The following is a 17829-nucleotide window of genomic DNA, read 5'->3' on the forward strand; positions in this document are numbered from 1 at the left end:
ATTGATTTTTGAGGTGAAATCGATGAGCGTTTGCCTAGCCATCGAAATCCCCCAGATTGATGTTCAGACGACCGAGCCGGTACAGCAGCGTGCGCCGGGGCAAGCCCAGTTCGCGGGCCGCGAGGGTCTGGTTGCCGTCGTTTTTGCGCAGGCAATCGAGCAGCAAGGTGCGCTCGACCTGCTCCAGGCGTTCGCGCAGATTCAGGTGGCTGTTGTCTTCCAGCATCGGTTCCAGGCGCAGGGAAAAATGCTCGGCGAGCAACTCGCCGCCTTCGCACAGCAACACCGCACGTTCGACCAACGCCTTGAGTTCGCGGACGTTGCCGGGGAAGGTGTAACCGCCCAGATGCTCCAGCGCTGCATCCGACCAGCGCACCGGATCACGCTGCAAATACGTGCAGGTCTTGTCGGCGAAATGCTGGGCCAGTTCGAGGATGTCGCCTTCGCGCTGACGCAGCGCCGGCAACTCGATCGGGAATTGCGCGAGGCGGTAGTACAAGTCCTCGCGGAATTTGCCTTCGCTGACCAAAGTCGACAGATCGCGGTGAGTGGCAGCGATGATGCGTACGTCGATCTTGTGCGTGTCGTTGGAACCCAGCGGACGGATCTCGCCTTCCTGCAACACGCGCAAAATCTTCGCTTGCAACGACAGCGGCATGTCGCCGATTTCATCGAGCAACAGCGTGCCACCATTGGCCGCATCAAACAGACCCGCACGGTCGCGGTCGGCGCCGGTGAAGGCACCTTTGCGATAGCCGAACAGCTCGCTTTCCAGCAGGTTTTCCGGGACCGCTGCGCAGTTCTGCACTATGAACGCCTGAGACCGACGCGGGCCGCAATCGTGAATCGCCCGGGCGACGACTTCCTTGCCAGTGCCGGTTTCACCGCGCAGCAACACGGTGTACGGGCTGTGCAGCACTTTGCTGATCAGCGAATGGGTCTGGCGCATCGCCGCGCTTTTACCGATCAAGCCGTAGCCACTGATGCTAGGTACGCTGCGCGCCACCGTGGCCGTTTCCGCCAGCGGCTGACGCAGGCGTTGCAACAAATGCAATTGGCCAAGCACGAACGAGCCGAGCTGGCCGAGGGAATCGGCAAAGCCTTGCAGGTTGGTGCGACGACGACTGGCACACAGCAGCAGACCTTCGACTGCCTTGTGCTGGTTGACCAGCGGCACGCACAGCAACGACTGCCACGGCGAAGCCGCTGCCGGCAGAAAACTGGTTTCGTGCAAGCTGCCGCTCAAGTCGTCGAGGCACACCACGCGGTTCTGGCACAGGGCGAACTGCAGCAGTTGTTCACCGTTGTAATCCGCCGGCAGGCTCGCCGCTTCACGCGGTTGCAGGGCGCCGTCGAGGCATTCGGCGTTCATCCCCAGGCAGGTGTGGGTGGCGTCGAGCAAATACAGCTGCGTCAATTCGCAACCGCTCAGCTCGGCCAGACCGCGCACAAAGTCACCCAGCAACGCAGCACCGTCCGCCGCCCGCGACAGACTGGCGAACTGCGCCAGCAACGCTTCGGCATAGACCAGTGGCTGCGGGACCTGAGTGAACATCACACCCACCTCAGGCGAACTCGCACGTCACGCTGGCTTCACCATCGAGCGTGGCATGTACACGCTTGAGGCTTTCGCCGGTGGCCATGGCGTCGAGCAAACGATCCGCCACCAGCGGCAGCACGTGTTGATCGAGCAGATGGTCGATCAGACGCGCGCCGCTGTCGCTTTGCGTGCAACGCTCGGACAGGTGATCGACGAGGTTCTGACACCAGCTGAAATCCAGCTGACGACGGTTGAGGCGCTCGCCGAGACGACCGAGTTTGATCTCGATCAGTTCGCGCAGCACCGGGCCGCCGACCGGGTAGTACGGCACCACTTTCATTCGCGCCAGCAGCGCCGGTTTGAAGTGTTTGCTAAGGACCGGGCGAATGGTTTCTTCGAGGACTTCAGCGGTTGGGCGTGCGCCGTTCTCGCAGAGATCGCTGATCTTGTCGCTACCGAGGTTCGAGGTCATCAGGATCAACGTGTTGCGGAAGTCGATCTCGCGACCTTCACCGTCGTTGGCCACGCCTTTGTCGAAGATCTGGTAGAACAGGTTGAGCACGTCCGGATCAGCCTTTTCGACTTCATCGAGCAACACCACCGAATACGGTTTCTGGCGCACGGCTTCGGTGAGCATGCCGCCCTCGCCGTAACCGACGTAGCCCGGTGGCGCGCCGATCAGGCGGGAAACGGTGTGCTTCTCCTGGAATTCGGACATGTTGATGGTGGTGATGAAACGATCACCGCCGTACAGCAAGTCAGCCAGGGCCAGTGCGGTTTCGGTTTTACCCACGCCGCTCGGGCCGACCAGCAGGAACACGCCGACTGGCGCATCAGGTTTGTTCAGGCCGGCAGCGGTGGCGCGCATCGAGCGATCCAGTGCGTGTACGGCTTGTTCCTGACCGCGAATGCGCGTGCGCAGGTCGGTGGCAAAACTGGCGACTTTGGCGTTGTGTTCGCGGGCCAGTTGCGCCAATGGCACGCCGGTCCAGGCGCTGATCACTTCGGCAACCAGACGCGGGCACACTTCGAAACTGACCAGACGCTCTTTGACCTGAGCGGCAGTCAGGGCGCTGTGGGTTTCGTTGAGCTGCGCCTCGAGCGCTTCGACGCTTTGGCCTTCTTCGACTTCGGCGGCAACGGTTTCGATCACGGTGCCTTCGGCGTCTTCTTCAACGGTGACCACTGGCTCGACCGCCGCAGCTTCGCGAGCCTTGGCCAGTTGCTGACGCAGATCCAGCAGGCGCTCGGCCAGTTGCTTCTGCTCAGTCCACAGGGTTTCCAGCGCAACCATTTCGTCTTCGGCTTCGTCGAGACGTGCTTCCAGTGCATCCAGCGCCTCGTGGTCGATCAGCAGACCGGCTTCGGCATCGCGGCGCCGGGCCTGACGCTGACGGCCACCTTCAGCCAGTTCGCCACGCAGGCGCGCGAGGCTTTCCGGCGCGGCGGCGAGGCTGATGCGTACGCGAGCGCAAGCGGTGTCGAGAACGTCGACAGCTTTGTCCGGCAGTTGCCGGCCAGCCAGATAACGTGCGGACAATTCCGCCGCCGAAACCACCGCATCATCACGCAGGTAGATGCCGTGGCTCTTCTCGTAAACCTGGGCCAGACCACGGAGGATGGTCACCGCTTCGCTGACGGTCGGTTCGTGCAGTTGCACCGGCTGGAAACGACGGGCCAGCGCCGGGTCTTTCTCGAAGTATTTCTTGTACTCAGCCCAGGTGGTCGCGGCGATGGTGCGCAGTTCGCCACGGGCCAGTGCCGGCTTCAACAAGTTGGCCGCATCGGAACCGCCGGCATTGCCGCCCGCGCCGATCAGGGTGTGGGCTTCGTCGATGAACAGAATGATCGGTTTCGGCGAGGCTTTGACTTCGTCGATCACGCCTTTGAGGCGACGTTCGAACTCACCTTTGACGCTGGCGCCGGCCTGCAGCAAGCCCATGTCCAGCGACAGCAGCTCAACGCCTTTGAGCACTTGCGGCACTTCACCGGCGGCGATGCGCGACGCCAGACCTTCGACGATGGCGGTTTTACCCACGCCAGCTTCACCGACCACAATCGGGTTGTTCTTGCGGCGACGGGCGAGGATGTCGACCATCTGCCGGATCGCGCCGTCACGGCACAGCACCGGGTCGAGTTTGCCGTCGCGGGCCTGTTGCGTCAGGTTGTGGGTGAAACGCTGCAGCAGCGATTCGCCCTGTGCGGCCGGTTTGCCATTGGCCGCCGGTTGCTCTTTTTGCGACAGGGCAAACTCCTTCAGGCGATCAATGTTCAGCTTGGCGAGCAGCGGCTGATAGCGGCTGCCGGCGTAGCGCATCGGATTGCGCAGCAGCGCAAGGATCAGCGCGGCGTCTTCGACCTGGGTCTGGCCCAGTTCGAGGTTGGCCACCAGCAGCGCGTCTTGCAGCCACTGCACCAGTTCCGGGGCGAACACCGGGTTACGCGAAGCGCTGTGTTCGACGCGCGATTGCAGCGCGGCGCTGAGTTCACCGGCGTCGACGTCTGCATCCTGCAGTGCGCGCGACAACAAGCCATTCGGGCGCTCGAGCAGGCCGAGCATCAAATCTTCGACGAGGATCTTGCTGCCGCCACGGGCCACGCAACGCTCGGCGGAACGTTCCAGATCACGACGGGTTTCGGCGTCCAGCGCCTGGATGAGTTGTTGCAGGTCTACGTTGATCATGGCTCACGTCCTTAATGAATTTTGCTGCCCAGGGTCACCACGCCGTCCGCTTTTTCGCGGCCCAGCCAGCTGGTCCAACCGAGGCGACAGGCGTTCTGCTCACCGATGCGCAGTTCGCGGATTTCTTCCTGGCGCAGAACCAGGCGGATGTCGTAATCGAGCGGGTCACGCAAGGTGAACCGCACCAGCGCGCAGAGCGGCTGGTAACCGAAACCGATCGGCAGGAATTCATGGAATCGCTGCCAGTCGAGTTCGGTGATGTGAATGCGGAATTTGCCGCTGCGGTCGCGCACGTGTTCGCCGAGCACCAGGTCTTCACCGAGCAGGCTGTTGGCACGGCCCAATCGATTGCGCTGCTCTTCGAGAATTTCCACTCGGCGCTCGATGCACTGCTCGATGACCAGGTCTTCGTGCTTGAAGTAGTAACGCAGCACGGCTTCGATCAGCGCCGCCGAGTGCGCCCGCAAGCTGAGCAAGCCGAGGTACGGCAGCAGGCGTTTCCAGTTGAGTTCCTTGGCCTTGCGAATCTCGTCGCCGCCCAGGCCGATCAGCGCAAACAGCTGCGCCGAGAACGGGTCGAGCGCGCCGCTCTGGAAGCTCGCACGATAGCGATACTTGCGCCAGATCGGCAGCATCAGCCGTTGCAGGCGATGGTGGAACAAGTCGAGGAAATTGCGCGTCGGGTTGCCGTCCTCGCTGTCGCCCAGGGCTTGTTCACCGTAGAACGCCGGCAGCGGCGAGCCGGAACCGACCAGGCCGATCAGGTTGAAACGCATGCGCGCGCGCATCTGCCCGTGTTCTTCGAAGAACTCGACGCGATCGACGTCGCTGCGCGGAAAGCCCAGGCTCGGGTTGGCCTGAAACTCGACCTGATCGTACAGATCGTCTTCGCTCAGATGCGGGTGTGCTTCGCGCAGCCGGTCGATCACCAGCAGCACGGCCTGAAACAGCGAGTACTCGCGTATTACCTTGGTCAGCCCGCTTAAAGCAGGGGCTGCAGGCCCATACGTGGTGTCCATTGGTACACCTCTCCCTGTGTGCTTTTTACGCGCAGCTCATGGAATGAATTGAGACTGGCGTAAAGCGCGAAAAACTCGTTAAGAACCGAAGCGAAAACGAACAGGTCGCCTTCGCCGATATACCCTTCCGGGTCGATGGTCAGTTCGGTGCGCAAACCACGCACCGGCAAGCCACGGTGCAAGCGGTCGACGTGGTGATGCTTGATGTGCTTGAGGCCGCCGAGCAGGCGTTTGCTGACCTTCTCCGCGTGCTGGTCGTAGTAACGCGGCAAGTCGTAGGTTTCGAGAATCACCTTCAACGCATTGACGTCGGCCAGCGACAGATAGTTAAGCGACATGTTGCTGATCAGCTTCCACAGGAAGTCACGGTTCAGCGGTGGCGCGAAGCTCGACGTGGCCGGGGTAATGTTGCGGAAACTCAAGAACTCCGGCGTCTCTTCGCAGGCCATGCAGATGTCGCCAAGCTTGAGCTTGCGCGGCAGGTTCTGGTTGGTGCAGATCAGCTCGATCGACAGGGTTTCGTGGGCTTCGGTGTGGCGGATGCCGAAGCTCAGGTATGTGTCGAGGCCATCGTGCAACAGCGAAGAACGCTGGCGAATGCTGTAGTGCGGACGGCTGTTGGGCACGTCGAAACTCGGGTCGTGCTCGAAGGATTCGAACGGCACGTATTCCTGATAACCGAGGCCGCCGGGCTTCCAACCAGTCACGGTTTCCACCGAGAACACGCCGCAGTTTTCCAGATCGAATTCCGCCGGCAGTAACAGGTATTCGTCCTGCTTGCCGTCGAGGCGGATCGGCAGCGCGTCGTGGGCGAACAGGTTGGCAATCGGCGTGCAAAACAGCTTCACGTTATCCAGCGTCGGGCGCATGCGCATGATGCCGCTCTTGCGGATATCGAAGCGCAATTCAAGGCCGCGCATCTGCTTCAGCGTGTCTTCCGGCAGCGCATTGAGGATGTCCAGACCGTTGACGTCGACGAACAGGAACTTGTCCTGGAAGGCGAAGTATTCCTGGAGATAGCGATAGCCACGGAAGGTGTTGAGCGGATACGGGATCAACGCTTCTTCTTCGGCAAAGCCCACCGGTTTGACCCGATCACCCGGAATTTTGAACGCCATCGGCTTGCCGCTAACGCCATCAATCGGTTTGCCGGCACCGTCGAGCGGGATCAGTTCGATGCCTTCGAGGTTGCGCAGCAGGCTCAGGTAGAGCATCTGGCTGATGTAGCGCTCACCGGCAAAGTGCAAACGCAGCTTGCTCAGTTCCAGCTCACCGAGGTGTCCGTCGGCACTCATTTCCAGACGCAGGCTGAGCAGCGAGCCGTCGCCCTTCACCGAGTAGTTCAGCGCAGCCAGATCCAGTGGCAACACTTCGGTCGGGTAGCAGGTGCGGAAGCGGCAACGCACGTCTTCGATCGGCTTGCTTTCAATCGGCGTATCGCGCTCGACCCGCAACGCCGGCCCGGATCGCTTGAGCGGATCGAACTGCAAAATGCTGAACGCCGGCAGCGGGCGCATGTAGTTCGGCCACAGCAATTGCATCAGCGAATGGCTGAGCTCCGGCAACTCGTCATCAAGCTTCTGGCGCAGACGCCCAGTCAGAAACGCAAAGCCTTCGAGCAACCGCTCCACGTCCGGATCCCGCCCGGCCTGCCCCAGATACGGTGCCAACGCCGGACTACGCTCGGCGAAACGGCGACCGAGTTGGCGCAGTGCGGTGAGTTCGCTTTGGTAGTAGTGGTTAAAGGACACGGGTTACCTGCCTGGTAGTGGAACTCATCAAAAAAATATCCTGTAGAGCGCGACTGTCAGCCCGGACACGAAATAACCTGCGACGAGCAGGTACGGTAAAAAAGCGAGCCAAGCGAACATCATCGGTAATCCGGAAAGCTCCCCCAAAAGCAACAGAACCAGCCCGCCGATAATCCAGGGTGTCGCATAAAACGGGATGAACATCAGTGGCGCCCACAAGACCTTCTTCAGAATCTCTTGCTCAGTTACTTTGCTGAGCGCTCGCGTTGCCCATGTGGCAAAAACGAAGTACGCCGGAATGCCGAACCCAAGGACGTAGATCATCAGGAACTGCTTCCAGTTGGAGACCTGCGAGTACCCCGCAAACCAATCAACGATCGTTAGAACCACGAGCAAGACCATCGGTCCGCAGAGCGCGGCCACCAGAAATCTGTGCAGGCTCGGAGTGATCACTTGCACACACCTAAGGCAGGACGCTGTCCATCGCGATAGGCAAACGCTTTTGGCCCCCGGATTTGCGAACTCATGGGAGGTCGTTACTTCGCTTTCGCTTTATCGGAACTAAGAACTTTTCGCTCTTGAATAAAAATAGCGCCCTCACCCTCAAAAAACAGAACATTGTCAGCAGTGAATGGCTCGCTATTCTCATCTCCAAACTTCAGCCAGCCTTCATCCCATAATGACCCATCATCATTTCGGATCTGGATAAAATAATAAGGCCGTTCGGGCTTTGTGATTTCTATAAACTGTCCGCCATCGGCTCCACCGCGCCAATGAGCGTTCGGGTACTCGCTCAACAGACGCGGCTTATCTTTTGAAAAATCCATAAAATATATTCCAACAAATAATGCCAAAAAAGAAAGCGCACCCATGAACATTAGAAAACGCTTCACCCAAATCAATCTTTTATCTCCAGAGCGTCAGTGCTGTACACGTAATTCAGATCCGGTTTAACCGCCTGAAAATCTTCCATATAATCTTTAGGAATGACGGCAAAATAAGGTCTGCTCGGTGCACCGAGATTGAGACTGTCGACTAAATCGGCAACGAAGGTCATGCAGTTATGGTCTGTCAGGTTGTAGGGCTTCCTATCCAGAGCCTTGTTTTCCTTCAATTTATTGTTCAGCCAAGTTTCGGCGTCAGAATATGCAGCTCCGCGGAGCACCACCCCAGATACATTGCCGGACTGTCCAAATGCTACGGCCATTTTTCTCAAGGTTTTCTTCAGTGACTGCTCAGTAATCGCGCCTGCCTTAATCGTAACGTCAGGCACCGCGCGAACCCTGACGACGCCAGGGGGGCCCTCCTCCCCTTGATACCGTCCATATTCTCCATACATCGTCTTTCCAGTTTTACCGTTGACAATCAAAACACCAGCATGCCCTAGATTCGGAACCTCGCCACTGAGCCCTAGCATTTCGACATGAATCTTGTAGTCTGGAAATACGACTGGAATTACGAAGTCGTGATCACTCACCAGATAAATTTGAACCGGCGTTTTATCCTTGGCGGGTGTCGTCGCAAAAGTTGCTACTTTTACAGCTTGAGGCATCTCACTCTCCCCTGACCAGCCAATTTGGCTTAGCTGAAATTTCGATGTTCTGCACGCTCCCCTTAGTTCCTAACGACTTGGAAAAACCCGCATCATCAGTTACACCATGGATTTCCGAACCATCTTCGAGAGTGGCTGTATAAGCCATATTTTTAAGTGGCTGACCAGATACTGGGTCCATTAGTTGGACGCGGACATTGAATCCAAATATCTCCAAAGGAACTGGCGGCACAAACGGCGCCGGAGAGTGCGAATTCCCGATAATTACCGTCGAAGATCCAGCCGTAACCTTGTTGCCGTGGGAGCCCACAGAATCAACAGTGACAGCAGACTTGCCGTTGATTTTTACCGTCGTGGCCAGATCGCCGACCATCGCACCACCACACGCAGAGGCATCACCTTCACGGGCGGCCGCGAGGCCGTCGAAGAACACGTCGCCGGAACCGGCGGCGATCGGGTTGGTACCGTGGCCAGGAAGTGGGCAAGCGGTGGGGTCGGATACGCGTGCTGCAGGTTTGCCAGACATCGGGGATCTCCTTAGGTGACCTTCACTTGTCCGCTGCCATCCAGGCGCGCGGAAAAACTGACCTGACGCTTGAACCCTTCAACTTCCAGCAGGCCTTCGATACTGAAGGCCAGGCGCAGTTGATCGTGGTCACGCGGCAGGGAAATGACACGCACGTTGCTCAGGCGTGGCTCGTAGGCTTCGATGAAGTTTTCGATGGCCAGACGGGCCTGACTCAGGGAGTCGTGCAGGCTCAGGCGCATGTCATTGAGATCGGGCAACCCGTAGTCGGACAGCGTTTGCACGCTGCCGGCCCGGGTGCTGAGCATTTTGGCCAGATGGGCAGCCACAGACGCCATGGCTGAAGCTTCGAGGCTTCTGCCCTTGCGCTGTTCCGCATCGCCATTGAGGCGTTCGAAAAGACTGCCGTATCCGTCCATGAGTCGCTCTTACTCTTTGTCCAGCTTGCCAACCAGCGACAGGGTGAAATCGGCCCCCATGTACTTGAAGTGCGGACGCACGTTCAAGCTCACGCGGTACCAGCCCGGCTCGCCTTCAACGTCGCTGACGATCACTTGCGCAGCGCGCAGCGGACGACGGCCACGGACTTCGGCGCTCGGGTTTTCCTGGTCGGCAACGTACTGACGGATCCACTTGTTCAGTTCCAGCTCGAGGTCGGTACGCTCTTTCCACGAACCGAGTTGCTCGCGCTGCAGCACTTTCAAGTAGTGAGCCAGGCGGTTGACGATCATCATGTACGGCAGTTGGGTGCCGAGCTTGTAGTTCAGCTCTGCGGCCTTGCCTTCTGCACTGATGCCGAAGAACTTCGGCTTCTGCACCGAGCTGGCGGAGAAGAACGCCGCGTTGTCGGAGCCTTTACGCATGGTCAGGGAGATGAAGCCTTCCTCGGCCAGTTCGTATTCACGACGGTCGGAAACCAGTACTTCGGTAGGAATCTTGGTTTCGATTTCGCCCATGCTTTCGAAGTGGTGCAACGGCAGATCTTCAACCGCGCCACCGCTCTGTGGGCCGATGATGTTCGGGCACCAGCGGAATTTGGCGAAGCTGTCGGTCAGCTTGGTACCGAATGCGTAAGCGGTGTTGCCCCACAGGTAGTGCTCGTGGCTGTTGGCAACGGTTTCCTTGTACACGAACGATTTCACCGGGTTTTCTTCCGGATCGTACGGGTTACGCAGCAGGAAACGTGGCACGGTCAGGCCAACGTAGCGGGAGTCTTCCGAGGTACGGAAGCTCTGCCATTTGGCGAATTGCGGGCCTTCGAAGTGGTCTTTCAGATCTTTCAGATCCGGCAGGCCGGTGAAGCTTTCCAGGCCGAAGAATTTCGGGCCGGCCGCAGCAATGAACGGCGCGTGCGACATGCACGAAACGCTGGCCACGTACTGCATCAGCTTGACGTCTGGCGAGCTTGGCGACATGTAGTAGTTAGCGATGATCGCGCCCACAGGCTGACCACCGAACTGGCCGTATTCAGCGGTGTAGATGTGCTTGTACAGGCCCGACTGCATGACTTCCGGCGAATCTTCGAAATCGTCCAGCAGGTCTTCTTTCGAGACGTTGAGGATTTCGATTTTGATGTTTTCGCGGAAGTTGGTGCGGTCGACCAGCAACTGCAGACCACGCCACGAGGATTCCAGCGCCTGGAAGTCCGGGTGGTGCAGGATTTCGTCCATCTGACGGCTGAGCTTGGCATCGATCTCGGCGATCATGCGGTCAACCATGGCCTTCTTGACCGGCTCACCGTTGTTCTGCGGCTTGAGCAGTTCTTCGATGAACGCCGACACACCGCGCTTGGCGATATCGTAGGCTTCGTCGTCCGGAGTCAGACGGGTTTCGGCGATGATGCTGTCGAGAATGCTGTATTCGCCGCTGGCGGCGCTCTTCTCTTGTGCTGCGCTAGTGCTCATTGTGTTGGCTTCCTTGGCTGGAGTCTCAGGCGTCCGGGGCTGCGGCGTTCAGGCCCAGCTCACCGAGTACGCGACCGCGGGATTCGTCGTCGGCGAGCACGCCTTCGATGGCTTTACGGAACGCAGGTGCGTTACCCAGCGGGCCTTTGAGGGCCACCAGCGCATCGCGCAGTTCCATCAGTTTTTTCAGCTCAGGCACTTGCTCGACCAGGCTGGCCGGGTTGAAGTCCTTCATCGAATTGACGCGCAGTTGCACAGCCAGCTCGTCGGCCTCGCCATCTTCCTGCAGACGGTTCGGCACGCTCAGCGTCAGACCCAGTTCTTGCTTGGCCAACACTTCGTCGAAGGTCATCTTGTCGATGCTGATCGGCTTGCGATCTTCGATTTTGCGATCGTCCTTGCGGTGGGTGTAGTCACCGATTGCCAGCAGCTTCAGCGGCAGTTCAATCTCTTCCTGAGCACCGCCGGTGGCGGGTTTGAAGGTGACGTTGATGCGTTCCTTGGGGGCTACCGAGCCTTCTTTGGCCATGGCTTTTCTCCTTGCGGTTGTGGCCCTGGGGCCTATTCGAGTACCACTTCGAGATCGAGGTGGCACAGCCTGCGATAAATCTCTTCCTTGCGTTCACGTACGGCATGGTTCTGCGGCAACAACTCGCAGCAACTGTGCAGCAGGTGCAGCACTTCCAATGCAAGATCGGGCTCCCAGGCGTGCAGGCCTGAGTCCTGTAATGTCTGATCGAGGGTTTCCAGCTGGTTCTTGGCCAGTTCGTATTTCTTGGCCATGAAGCACAGTCGGGCGAGCGCGAACTGCCAGAAGAAGCGTTCGCGGCCACCGTGAGCGGATTGCAAACCCTGCTTGAGCGTCTGCACGGCAGGCTTCAGGCCTTCCTTGCGCAGCAGCGGCAAGACTTCTTCGAGGGCTTTTTCCCAGGCCGGCTGGGTTTCGACGTTTTCGCTTTCGACCTTGCGCGGCGCACTCGCGCTTTGCAGGTGCGGCATGACGTTGGCGGCGATCCACGCCCGGGTGGACGGATCGGCAAACGGCGCGCCGTCATGGAAGCGCAACTCGACAATGCCGGGCAGACGCTGAATCAAAAGCGCGAAGTGGATCTCCACTTCGCGCATTGCCAACTCGGCGTTGAGGTTCTGGAGACATTCCCAGACCATCCTCTGGCCATCGAACCAGAACGGCGCCTTCGCCAGGCTCGCCTCCAGTTCCACCAGCAGGTCGGCGTATTTACCCTGATCGAAACGGTCCTGGTAGAGCTTGAGTTTTTCCAGCGGCAGGCCGCGCAGCACGGTGATCTGCTCAGCGTTGCGCTCGGGCACCGCGTCGATGGTCATCCACAGCAGCGTGCGGTTCAGACGCAGGGCGCGCAGGTCGGTGGCTTTCTGTTTGAGCCACCATGCGCACAACGGCCGAGCGCTTTCCTGCTGGGCGCGCAGAGCTTTATGGGCGTCTCGTTCGTTGTCGATCGGTGCGCCGGGGGTGAGCAACTGGCTCGCAGCCTGTTTGACCTGCGCCACTGCCGCACCGACCACACCGGGGGCCGGCTGATTGTCGGCCGCGCGCTGGATCATGGTTTTCAGGCGACGGGAGATCGGCAGCAACAGCGGCGAATCATCGCCCAAGTGCTCAGCACACGCCGCTTCGAGACCGGACAGGTGCTCGGAGAGCTGCCGGAACATCGGCAACTGTTCCTTGATCGCGATGTTTTCAGTGATGACCTGCTCAAGGCGCGGCACCAGCCAGCCAATGGCGGCGGCACGGGTACGGGCTTTGAGCGGGTGAACGTCGGCCCAGTTGTTTTCCGACAGATGGTGCAGCAACCCGAGGCCGGCGAGCAGTCCGGGGAAGGATTCGCGCTGGTACAGCGACCATGTCAGCCAGGCGCCGACACGCAAATCCTTGGATTGGGTACGCAACAGATTTTCGCTGTTTTCGCGAATTTTCAGCCAGTCGATCTGCCCGCTTTCGTGCATCGACGAGGCTTTGGCCAGCTCGCTTTCCAGGGCCTCGAATTCGCTCGAGAAACGAACGTCTTCGCCCGCGAAATTCTCTTTGGAAACAGAGACTTTAGCGAGTTCGAGGTAATGGGCGGAAAGTTTGCTTGAGTAGGACATCCATGGCCTTTATTAAGGATTACAGTCAGGCGCCTGTTGGAATAACCGCGGCGCGGGACAGTATCGAAGAGCGGTGCAGCGACTCATCCAATTGAGATGTGCTCTTTCAAGTGGGCGCATCGTAATCACAATGATGGCCACTAGCAAGCATCTGATTAAACAACAAGACGAAGTGTTCATTGGGGCCTGTAGGAGATTGCCCTATATGTCGCAAGGGAATCCCTGAGAGTCATTTATATTCGCCGCATTTTCCTATCCCCCGCCAAAACCTTGAGCTAGAGGGCTCTGTTCCTCCGAAAAGGCATCTTGCCGCTTGCCCACCCCAATACACGGCGGCAAGCATGACAACTCTTGAAAAAAATAGAAGTAGGACTCTTCCTAAAATTCATCGGCTTCTTTGAACAATTCGGCGAAGACAATGACATATGGGAAAAGTGCCATCAATTTGATGGCAAATTACTTTGTGAAACTTTCAGCAGGCCGGAAACACTGCACATTCGTGCTAATTCAATAGTTATCGAACTCTCCCTCCTAAGTCATTTCCTTCAATTCATACAACACCTTACAACCCGGAAGACTCTGACAAATGTCAGAGACGGTTCTTACATCAATTTATTTCCCCCGCAGCTAGCGTGCCTTGGCAAATTTTTTACGCGTGGCGATCAGGGACGATCAAACACCGCGCATCGACTCATTTTGCTTAAGGACAAGCGTATGTTCAGCACGGGCAGTTGCGCGCCTTTTACCCTGCAGATTCCCGGAGTTCGCCACGACTTCAAGGTGCTCGCATTTGATGGTGATGAAGCCATCAGCTGCCTGTACGCCATCCGGGTCGAACTGATCAGTGAACAAGCGAATATCGATCTGGAAGGCCTGCTCAGTCAGCCAGCATTTCTGCAATTCGGGTTCAACAACGAAGGTATTCATGGGCGCATTGAAGATGTGCGGGTCGGTGAAAGCGGAAAACGCCTGACCCACTATGAGCTGAAGCTAGTGCCTGCCTTGCATTATTTGCAGTTCAGTCATGACCAGAGGATTTTCCAGCAGCGTACGGTGCCGCAGATCATCGCGCAGGTGCTCCAAAAGCACGGTATTCAAGGTGATGCGTTCACTTTTCATGTCACCCCGAACCCGCCACGCGACTATTGCACTCAGTACGCGGAAAGCGACTTTGAATTTATCCAGAGGCTGTGCGCTGAAGACGGGATCGCCTGGCATCACCAGCATTCGGCGGACGGCCATTTGCTGGTGTTCACCGATGACCGGGTGTTTCTCCCCAAGTTGGCCGCGCTGCCATATCTGCAGAAATCCGGCATGGTGGCCGAGCATCAGGTTATCAGCCGATTCTGGGTGCGCAACAGTACGCGCACGAGCACCGTCACCCGTCGTGACTACGACCTGAAACGCCCGAGCCTGTTGCTTGAAAGCAGCTTCACCGCCGGATTCACTCCAACGCTGGAGGACTACTTTTATCCGCTGCTGATCGAGAACGAAAGGCGCGGCAAGCAAATTGCTCGGCAGGCACTCGAGCGCCACCGTAGCGATTACGAACTGGGCGACGGCGAAAGCGATCAGACGAATCTGCGTTGTGGCCACCTGTTTGAGCTGACCGGACACCCGCGTAAAAAGTGCAACGACCTGTGGCTTTTGCTCAGCGTCAGCCATGAAGGCCGACAGCCACAAGTGCTTGAGGAGTTCGGCCCCAGCGACGTCAAAACCGCCGATGGTTTCACCCAAGGCTACCGAAATCGCTTTAGCGTGATTCCCGCTGAGGTGGTTTTCCGGCCACCGCTGCCTGCACCACGCCGCCCGCTGGTGATCCAGACCGCACGGGTCACCGGCCCCGAAGACGAAGAGATTTACTGCGATGAGTTAGGTCGCGTGAAGATCGAACTTCCCTGGGATCGCAAAGAACTCAACAGTGAGCGCAGCAGTTGCTGGGTACGCGTGGCGAGCAGTTGGGCCGGAGATCATTTTGGAGCCGTGACCATTCCGCGGGTCGGCATGGAAGTCGTGGTGTCCTTTTTGGAGGGTGACCCGGACAAACCGCTGATCACCGGGTGTGTGGCCAACAGAGTTACCACGCCGCCCTACTCTTTACCCGACCACAAAACCAGAACCGTCTTGCGCAGCGAAAGCTCGCCGCGCAATGGCGGCTACAATGAACTGTCGATTGAAGATCGCGCCGGACAGGAACTGATCTACCTGCGCGCGCAACGCGACATGGCACAGAAAATCGGCAATAGCCTTCAACTGGAAGTGGGCAACGAACGCCGCGAAACCATCAATGGCAGCAGTTACACCCAGGCTGGAAAGTCTCTCGACATCGAGGCCGGCCAGCAAGTGCACCTGAAGGCCGGCGCCAGTGTGGTGCTGGATGCCGGCGCCAGCATCACGCTGAAAGCCGGCGGCCATCACCTAGTGATCGATGCGGGCGGCATTTTCAGCAGCACGGAAATCGAAACGGGCCGCAAGCCACACGACAGTGAAGCCCCCCATCTGCTGCTGCCTGGACTGGATAGCGCATTACGCGTTGCGCCAGCGGTAAACGCGCGTGCAGAGGAAGAGCTCGAGGAAGAGGAGGAAGAAGTCGACCTGGACGATGAGACGCCGGGGGGAATTACTCTGCGTATCGGCGTGTTTTTCGATGGCACCGGGAATAACAAGGACAACAGCGAGACGGTCGCCGCGTGCTACGCCGCAGACGCCAATCTCGCGGAAGCGGCTGCAGAGATCCAGCAGCACTGCGCCACCTACGGTTACGACGGAAACGGGAGTTCGCCGGACAACAGTTATGGAAATGATGCGAGCAATATTGTGCGGCTGTATGAGCTGTATACGGATCATTCCTTCGAAACACTGTCGGAGAAAACGAGAAACGCCTCTTTGCGCGTGTACATCGAAGGTATTGGCACAACAGCTGACGCAGGTGACTCACTTTACGCACAAGCGACAGGCCGAGGAGAGACTGGCGTATCAGCTCGTGTGGAGCAGAGCCCTGAAAAAATTATCGGTCAAGTGCGCTCACTGATCGGTAAGAATCCCAATCTACTTATAGAAAAGATCGAGTTCGATATTTTCGGCTTCAGTCGTGGTGCCGCCGCGGCTCGACACTTTGCAAATGAGGTTCTCAAAGGCGAGCGCAGTATTCTCGCAGATGCGCTTCCAGCAGGTTCTCCGGCACTCTCAAGCACCTTTGACTGGCGTCCGCAATCGAGCATCAGCATCAATTTCATTGGTCTGTTTGACACCGTTGCAGCAATCGCCAACCCATGGCTGTTCGATTTTACCGGCGCTAACAGCAGAAACTCCGGACTCGATTTAAAGCTGCCTGATGGTTGCGCCAACAAAGTAGTCCATCTGGTTGCGCGCGATGAATATCGCGAGAACTTTGCACTCAACAGCCTGGGCGACATCGATCTGGTTTTGCCCGGCGCTCACTCGGATCTGGGCGGCGGCTACTTGCCCAGAGCCAAGGAAAAACTTCTGCTGAGCAACCCGATCACCAGCACTATCAGCCGAGACAAGGACGCGACCCGCAGTGCAGCCTATGTTGCTGCCGAGAAAGAAGCATTTGCCTGGTTTGCAAAAGGCGTCATCGATGAGGACCTCCCGGGCAGTCATTTGCGCGTGGATTTTTGGGAAAGAGCCGTTACTCAATCAACAGCAAATGGTAGATCAAGCCCGGATCCTCAAAAGCGGGTTTACGCGGCGACCAGCATTGAGCGGCCAGTACATAGCGAGCTGTCGCTGGTGTATCTGCGCATCATGCGTGAGCTTGCGGTCAGAGCAAATGTGCCGTTCAAGGTCATCCCAGATACGCCGAATCTGAATCTGCCCGAAGAGTTGGTCCCCATTCACAGGAAGCTCCAGTCCTACGCCTTGGGCGAGTCTCCCGTCGAAGGCCTGACTATCAAAGAAAGGTCATTGTTACGTAGCCGCTATATACATCTCTCTGCTCACTGGAATGCGGCCAAGGGCTTGAACAGCAGCGACTTGAATATTGTTTTCATCAACCGACCAACCAAGAACAACCAACGAGTGGTGCACCCCCATGAATGACTTCACTCGACCTATCAGGAAAACAATGTACTTCCTTCTAGGCATATTATTGGCCGGCTGCGGACTAGACGTCTCCCAAGCTGCGGACAAGCATCCATGGTTCCTTGGCTTTGGAGCACCGGACTACATGGAGGTCTGGATTGAAACCGCCGATGTGGTGGATATTCGAGAGCGAGTATTCCGACGTGCCGGAGCCGGGATTGCTTCGGTAAGAGCTCCCGCTGATAACAAAGGCACGCCCGCAGGGTGGCCAGAAAACCCCGGAAGTGGCGCAGGACGGGATATCACCGGCGCCGACCTGCCCCGCTTGATCTACGTACGATGGCAATCCCTGGCCGAACCTCAAACCTATGAGGCTTACATCACCATTTCCGAATCGGCTCGGGAAATCATGCGAAAGCCGGAAAAAGCTTTCTGCAGGGCTGATGGAAAATGGATCACGGACTACCGCGATAACATGGGTATTGGCTTGGCACCCGGCGGTATTGCAAAGGTCTGGCTAGGGGCCGCTTGCCTCGAGTCTGTCGAGATTACTCGGGTCGAAGGGAGTGTAATGAAGGTAGGCCCGTATCAAGGAAAAAACGAGGGGCGGTACGCACTGTCTCTATCACCTGAATCTAAAGCCTACATCGAAAAATTCGGCATTCCCTTCGGGAGCTGGTAAGGAG

Annotated in this window: 14 protein-coding genes; 2 read left to right on the forward strand and 12 right to left on the reverse strand. The window is 58.0% G+C overall.

Annotated elements, in window-relative coordinates:
• Nucleotides 1–34 precede the first annotated feature (34 nt).
• From AK821_RS10475 to tssA, 12 genes are all read right to left on the reverse strand, one after another.
• A complete protein-coding gene (locus tag AK821_RS10475) occupies nt 35–1555 on the reverse strand; it encodes a sigma-54 interaction domain-containing protein (protein WP_064389588.1) in 1521 nt (506 codons plus the stop codon).
• A gap of 10 nt (nt 1556–1565) precedes the next feature.
• The gene (tssH, locus tag AK821_RS10480) at nt 1566–4223 is read right to left on the reverse strand and encodes a type VI secretion system ATPase TssH (protein ID WP_064389589.1); all 2658 of its coding nucleotides are present in this window, start codon (nt 4221–4223) and stop codon (nt 1566–1568) included.
• A gap of 11 nt (nt 4224–4234) precedes the next feature.
• Nucleotides 4235–5242, reverse strand: coding sequence for a type VI secretion system baseplate subunit TssG (gene tssG, locus AK821_RS10485; protein ID WP_064389590.1), 1008 nt, complete (start codon nt 5240–5242; stop codon nt 4235–4237).
• Nucleotides 5206–6993: a type VI secretion system baseplate subunit TssF gene (gene tssF, locus AK821_RS10490; RefSeq protein WP_064389591.1), complete on the reverse strand. Its 1788-nt coding sequence runs from the start codon at nt 6991–6993 to the stop codon at nt 5206–5208. Before tssF ends, tssG begins: the two co-directional genes overlap by 37 nt.
• A 27-nt stretch (nt 6994–7020) precedes the next feature.
• Entirely contained in the window at nt 7021–7446 is a 426-nt protein-coding gene (locus AK821_RS10495) for a hypothetical protein (RefSeq protein WP_236708303.1), read from the reverse strand.
• A gap of 83 nt (nt 7447–7529) precedes the next feature.
• Complete coding sequence (locus AK821_RS10500) at nt 7530–7886, reverse strand: hypothetical protein (protein ID WP_236708304.1); 357 nt, start codon at nt 7884–7886, stop codon at nt 7530–7532.
• Between the two features lie 5 nt (nt 7887–7891).
• Entirely contained in the window at nt 7892–8545 is a 654-nt protein-coding gene (locus AK821_RS10505) for a hypothetical protein (protein WP_064389593.1), read from the reverse strand.
• Nucleotide 8546: 1 nt separating this feature from the next.
• Nucleotides 8547–9071 (reverse strand): PAAR domain-containing protein, encoded by a 525-nt coding sequence (locus AK821_RS10510; protein WP_064389594.1) that lies wholly within the window; start codon nt 9069–9071, stop codon nt 8547–8549.
• An 11-nt stretch (nt 9072–9082) separates the two neighbouring features.
• The gene (gene tssE / locus AK821_RS10515) at nt 9083–9490 is read right to left on the reverse strand and encodes a type VI secretion system baseplate subunit TssE (protein ID WP_064389595.1); all 408 of its coding nucleotides are present in this window, start codon (nt 9488–9490) and stop codon (nt 9083–9085) included.
• A gap of 9 nt (nt 9491–9499) precedes the next feature.
• Entirely contained in the window at nt 9500–10975 is a 1476-nt protein-coding gene (gene tssC, locus AK821_RS10520; RefSeq protein ID WP_016772499.1) for a type VI secretion system contractile sheath large subunit, read from the reverse strand.
• Between the two features lie 25 nt (nt 10976–11000).
• Complete coding sequence (gene tssB / locus AK821_RS10525) at nt 11001–11504, reverse strand: type VI secretion system contractile sheath small subunit (RefSeq protein ID WP_003229587.1); 504 nt, start codon at nt 11502–11504, stop codon at nt 11001–11003.
• A 32-nt stretch (nt 11505–11536) separates the two neighbouring features.
• A complete protein-coding gene (gene tssA, locus AK821_RS10530; RefSeq protein ID WP_064389596.1) occupies nt 11537–13099 on the reverse strand; it encodes a type VI secretion system protein TssA in 1563 nt (520 codons plus the stop codon).
• A gap of 714 nt (nt 13100–13813) precedes the next feature.
• Here tssA and tssI point away from each other — a divergent pair.
• Together tssI and AK821_RS10540 are read left to right on the forward strand one after the other, a co-directional pair.
• Nucleotides 13814–17161, forward strand: a complete 3348-nt coding sequence (gene tssI, locus AK821_RS10535; protein ID WP_064389597.1) for a type VI secretion system tip protein TssI/VgrG — start codon at nt 13814–13816, stop codon at nt 17159–17161.
• Nucleotides 17154–17825 (forward strand): DUF2931 family protein, encoded by a 672-nt coding sequence (locus tag AK821_RS10540; protein ID WP_064389598.1) that lies wholly within the window; start codon nt 17154–17156, stop codon nt 17823–17825. Before tssI ends, AK821_RS10540 begins: the two co-directional genes overlap by 8 nt.
• Nucleotides 17826–17829 lie beyond the last annotated feature (4 nt).

The organism is Pseudomonas sp. RIT-PI-r (assembly GCF_001297015.1).
Classification (GTDB): domain Bacteria; phylum Pseudomonadota; class Gammaproteobacteria; order Pseudomonadales; family Pseudomonadaceae; genus Aquipseudomonas.

Bases quoted from the DNA above. Each gene is read 5' to 3' on its own strand.
- tssH (WP_064389589.1), bottom strand. From the start codon at position 4,223: ATGATCAACGTAGACCTGCAACAACTCATCCAGGCGCTGGACGCCGAA.
- tssE (WP_064389595.1), bottom strand. From the start codon at position 9,490: ATGGACGGATACGGCAGTCTTTTCGAACGCCTCAATGGCGATGCGGAA.
- AK821_RS10510 (WP_064389594.1), bottom strand. From the start codon at position 9,071: ATGTCTGGCAAACCTGCAGCACGCGTATCCGACCCCACCGCTTGCCCA.
- AK821_RS10540 (WP_064389598.1), top strand. From the start codon at position 17,154: ATGAATGACTTCACTCGACCTATCAGGAAAACAATGTACTTCCTTCTA.
- AK821_RS10505 (WP_064389593.1), bottom strand. From the start codon at position 8,545: ATGCCTCAAGCTGTAAAAGTAGCAACTTTTGCGACGACACCCGCCAAG.
- tssI (WP_064389597.1), top strand. From the start codon at position 13,814: ATGTTCAGCACGGGCAGTTGCGCGCCTTTTACCCTGCAGATTCCCGGA.
- AK821_RS10475 (WP_064389588.1), bottom strand. From the start codon at position 1,555: ATGTTCACTCAGGTCCCGCAGCCACTGGTCTATGCCGAAGCGTTGCTG.
- tssC (WP_016772499.1), bottom strand. From the start codon at position 10,975: ATGAGCACTAGCGCAGCACAAGAGAAGAGCGCCGCCAGCGGCGAATAC.
- tssG (WP_064389590.1), bottom strand. From the start codon at position 5,242: ATGGACACCACGTATGGGCCTGCAGCCCCTGCTTTAAGCGGGCTGACC.
- tssB (WP_003229587.1), bottom strand. From the start codon at position 11,504: ATGGCCAAAGAAGGCTCGGTAGCCCCCAAGGAACGCATCAACGTCACC.
- tssA (WP_064389596.1), bottom strand. From the start codon at position 13,099: ATGTCCTACTCAAGCAAACTTTCCGCCCATTACCTCGAACTCGCTAAA.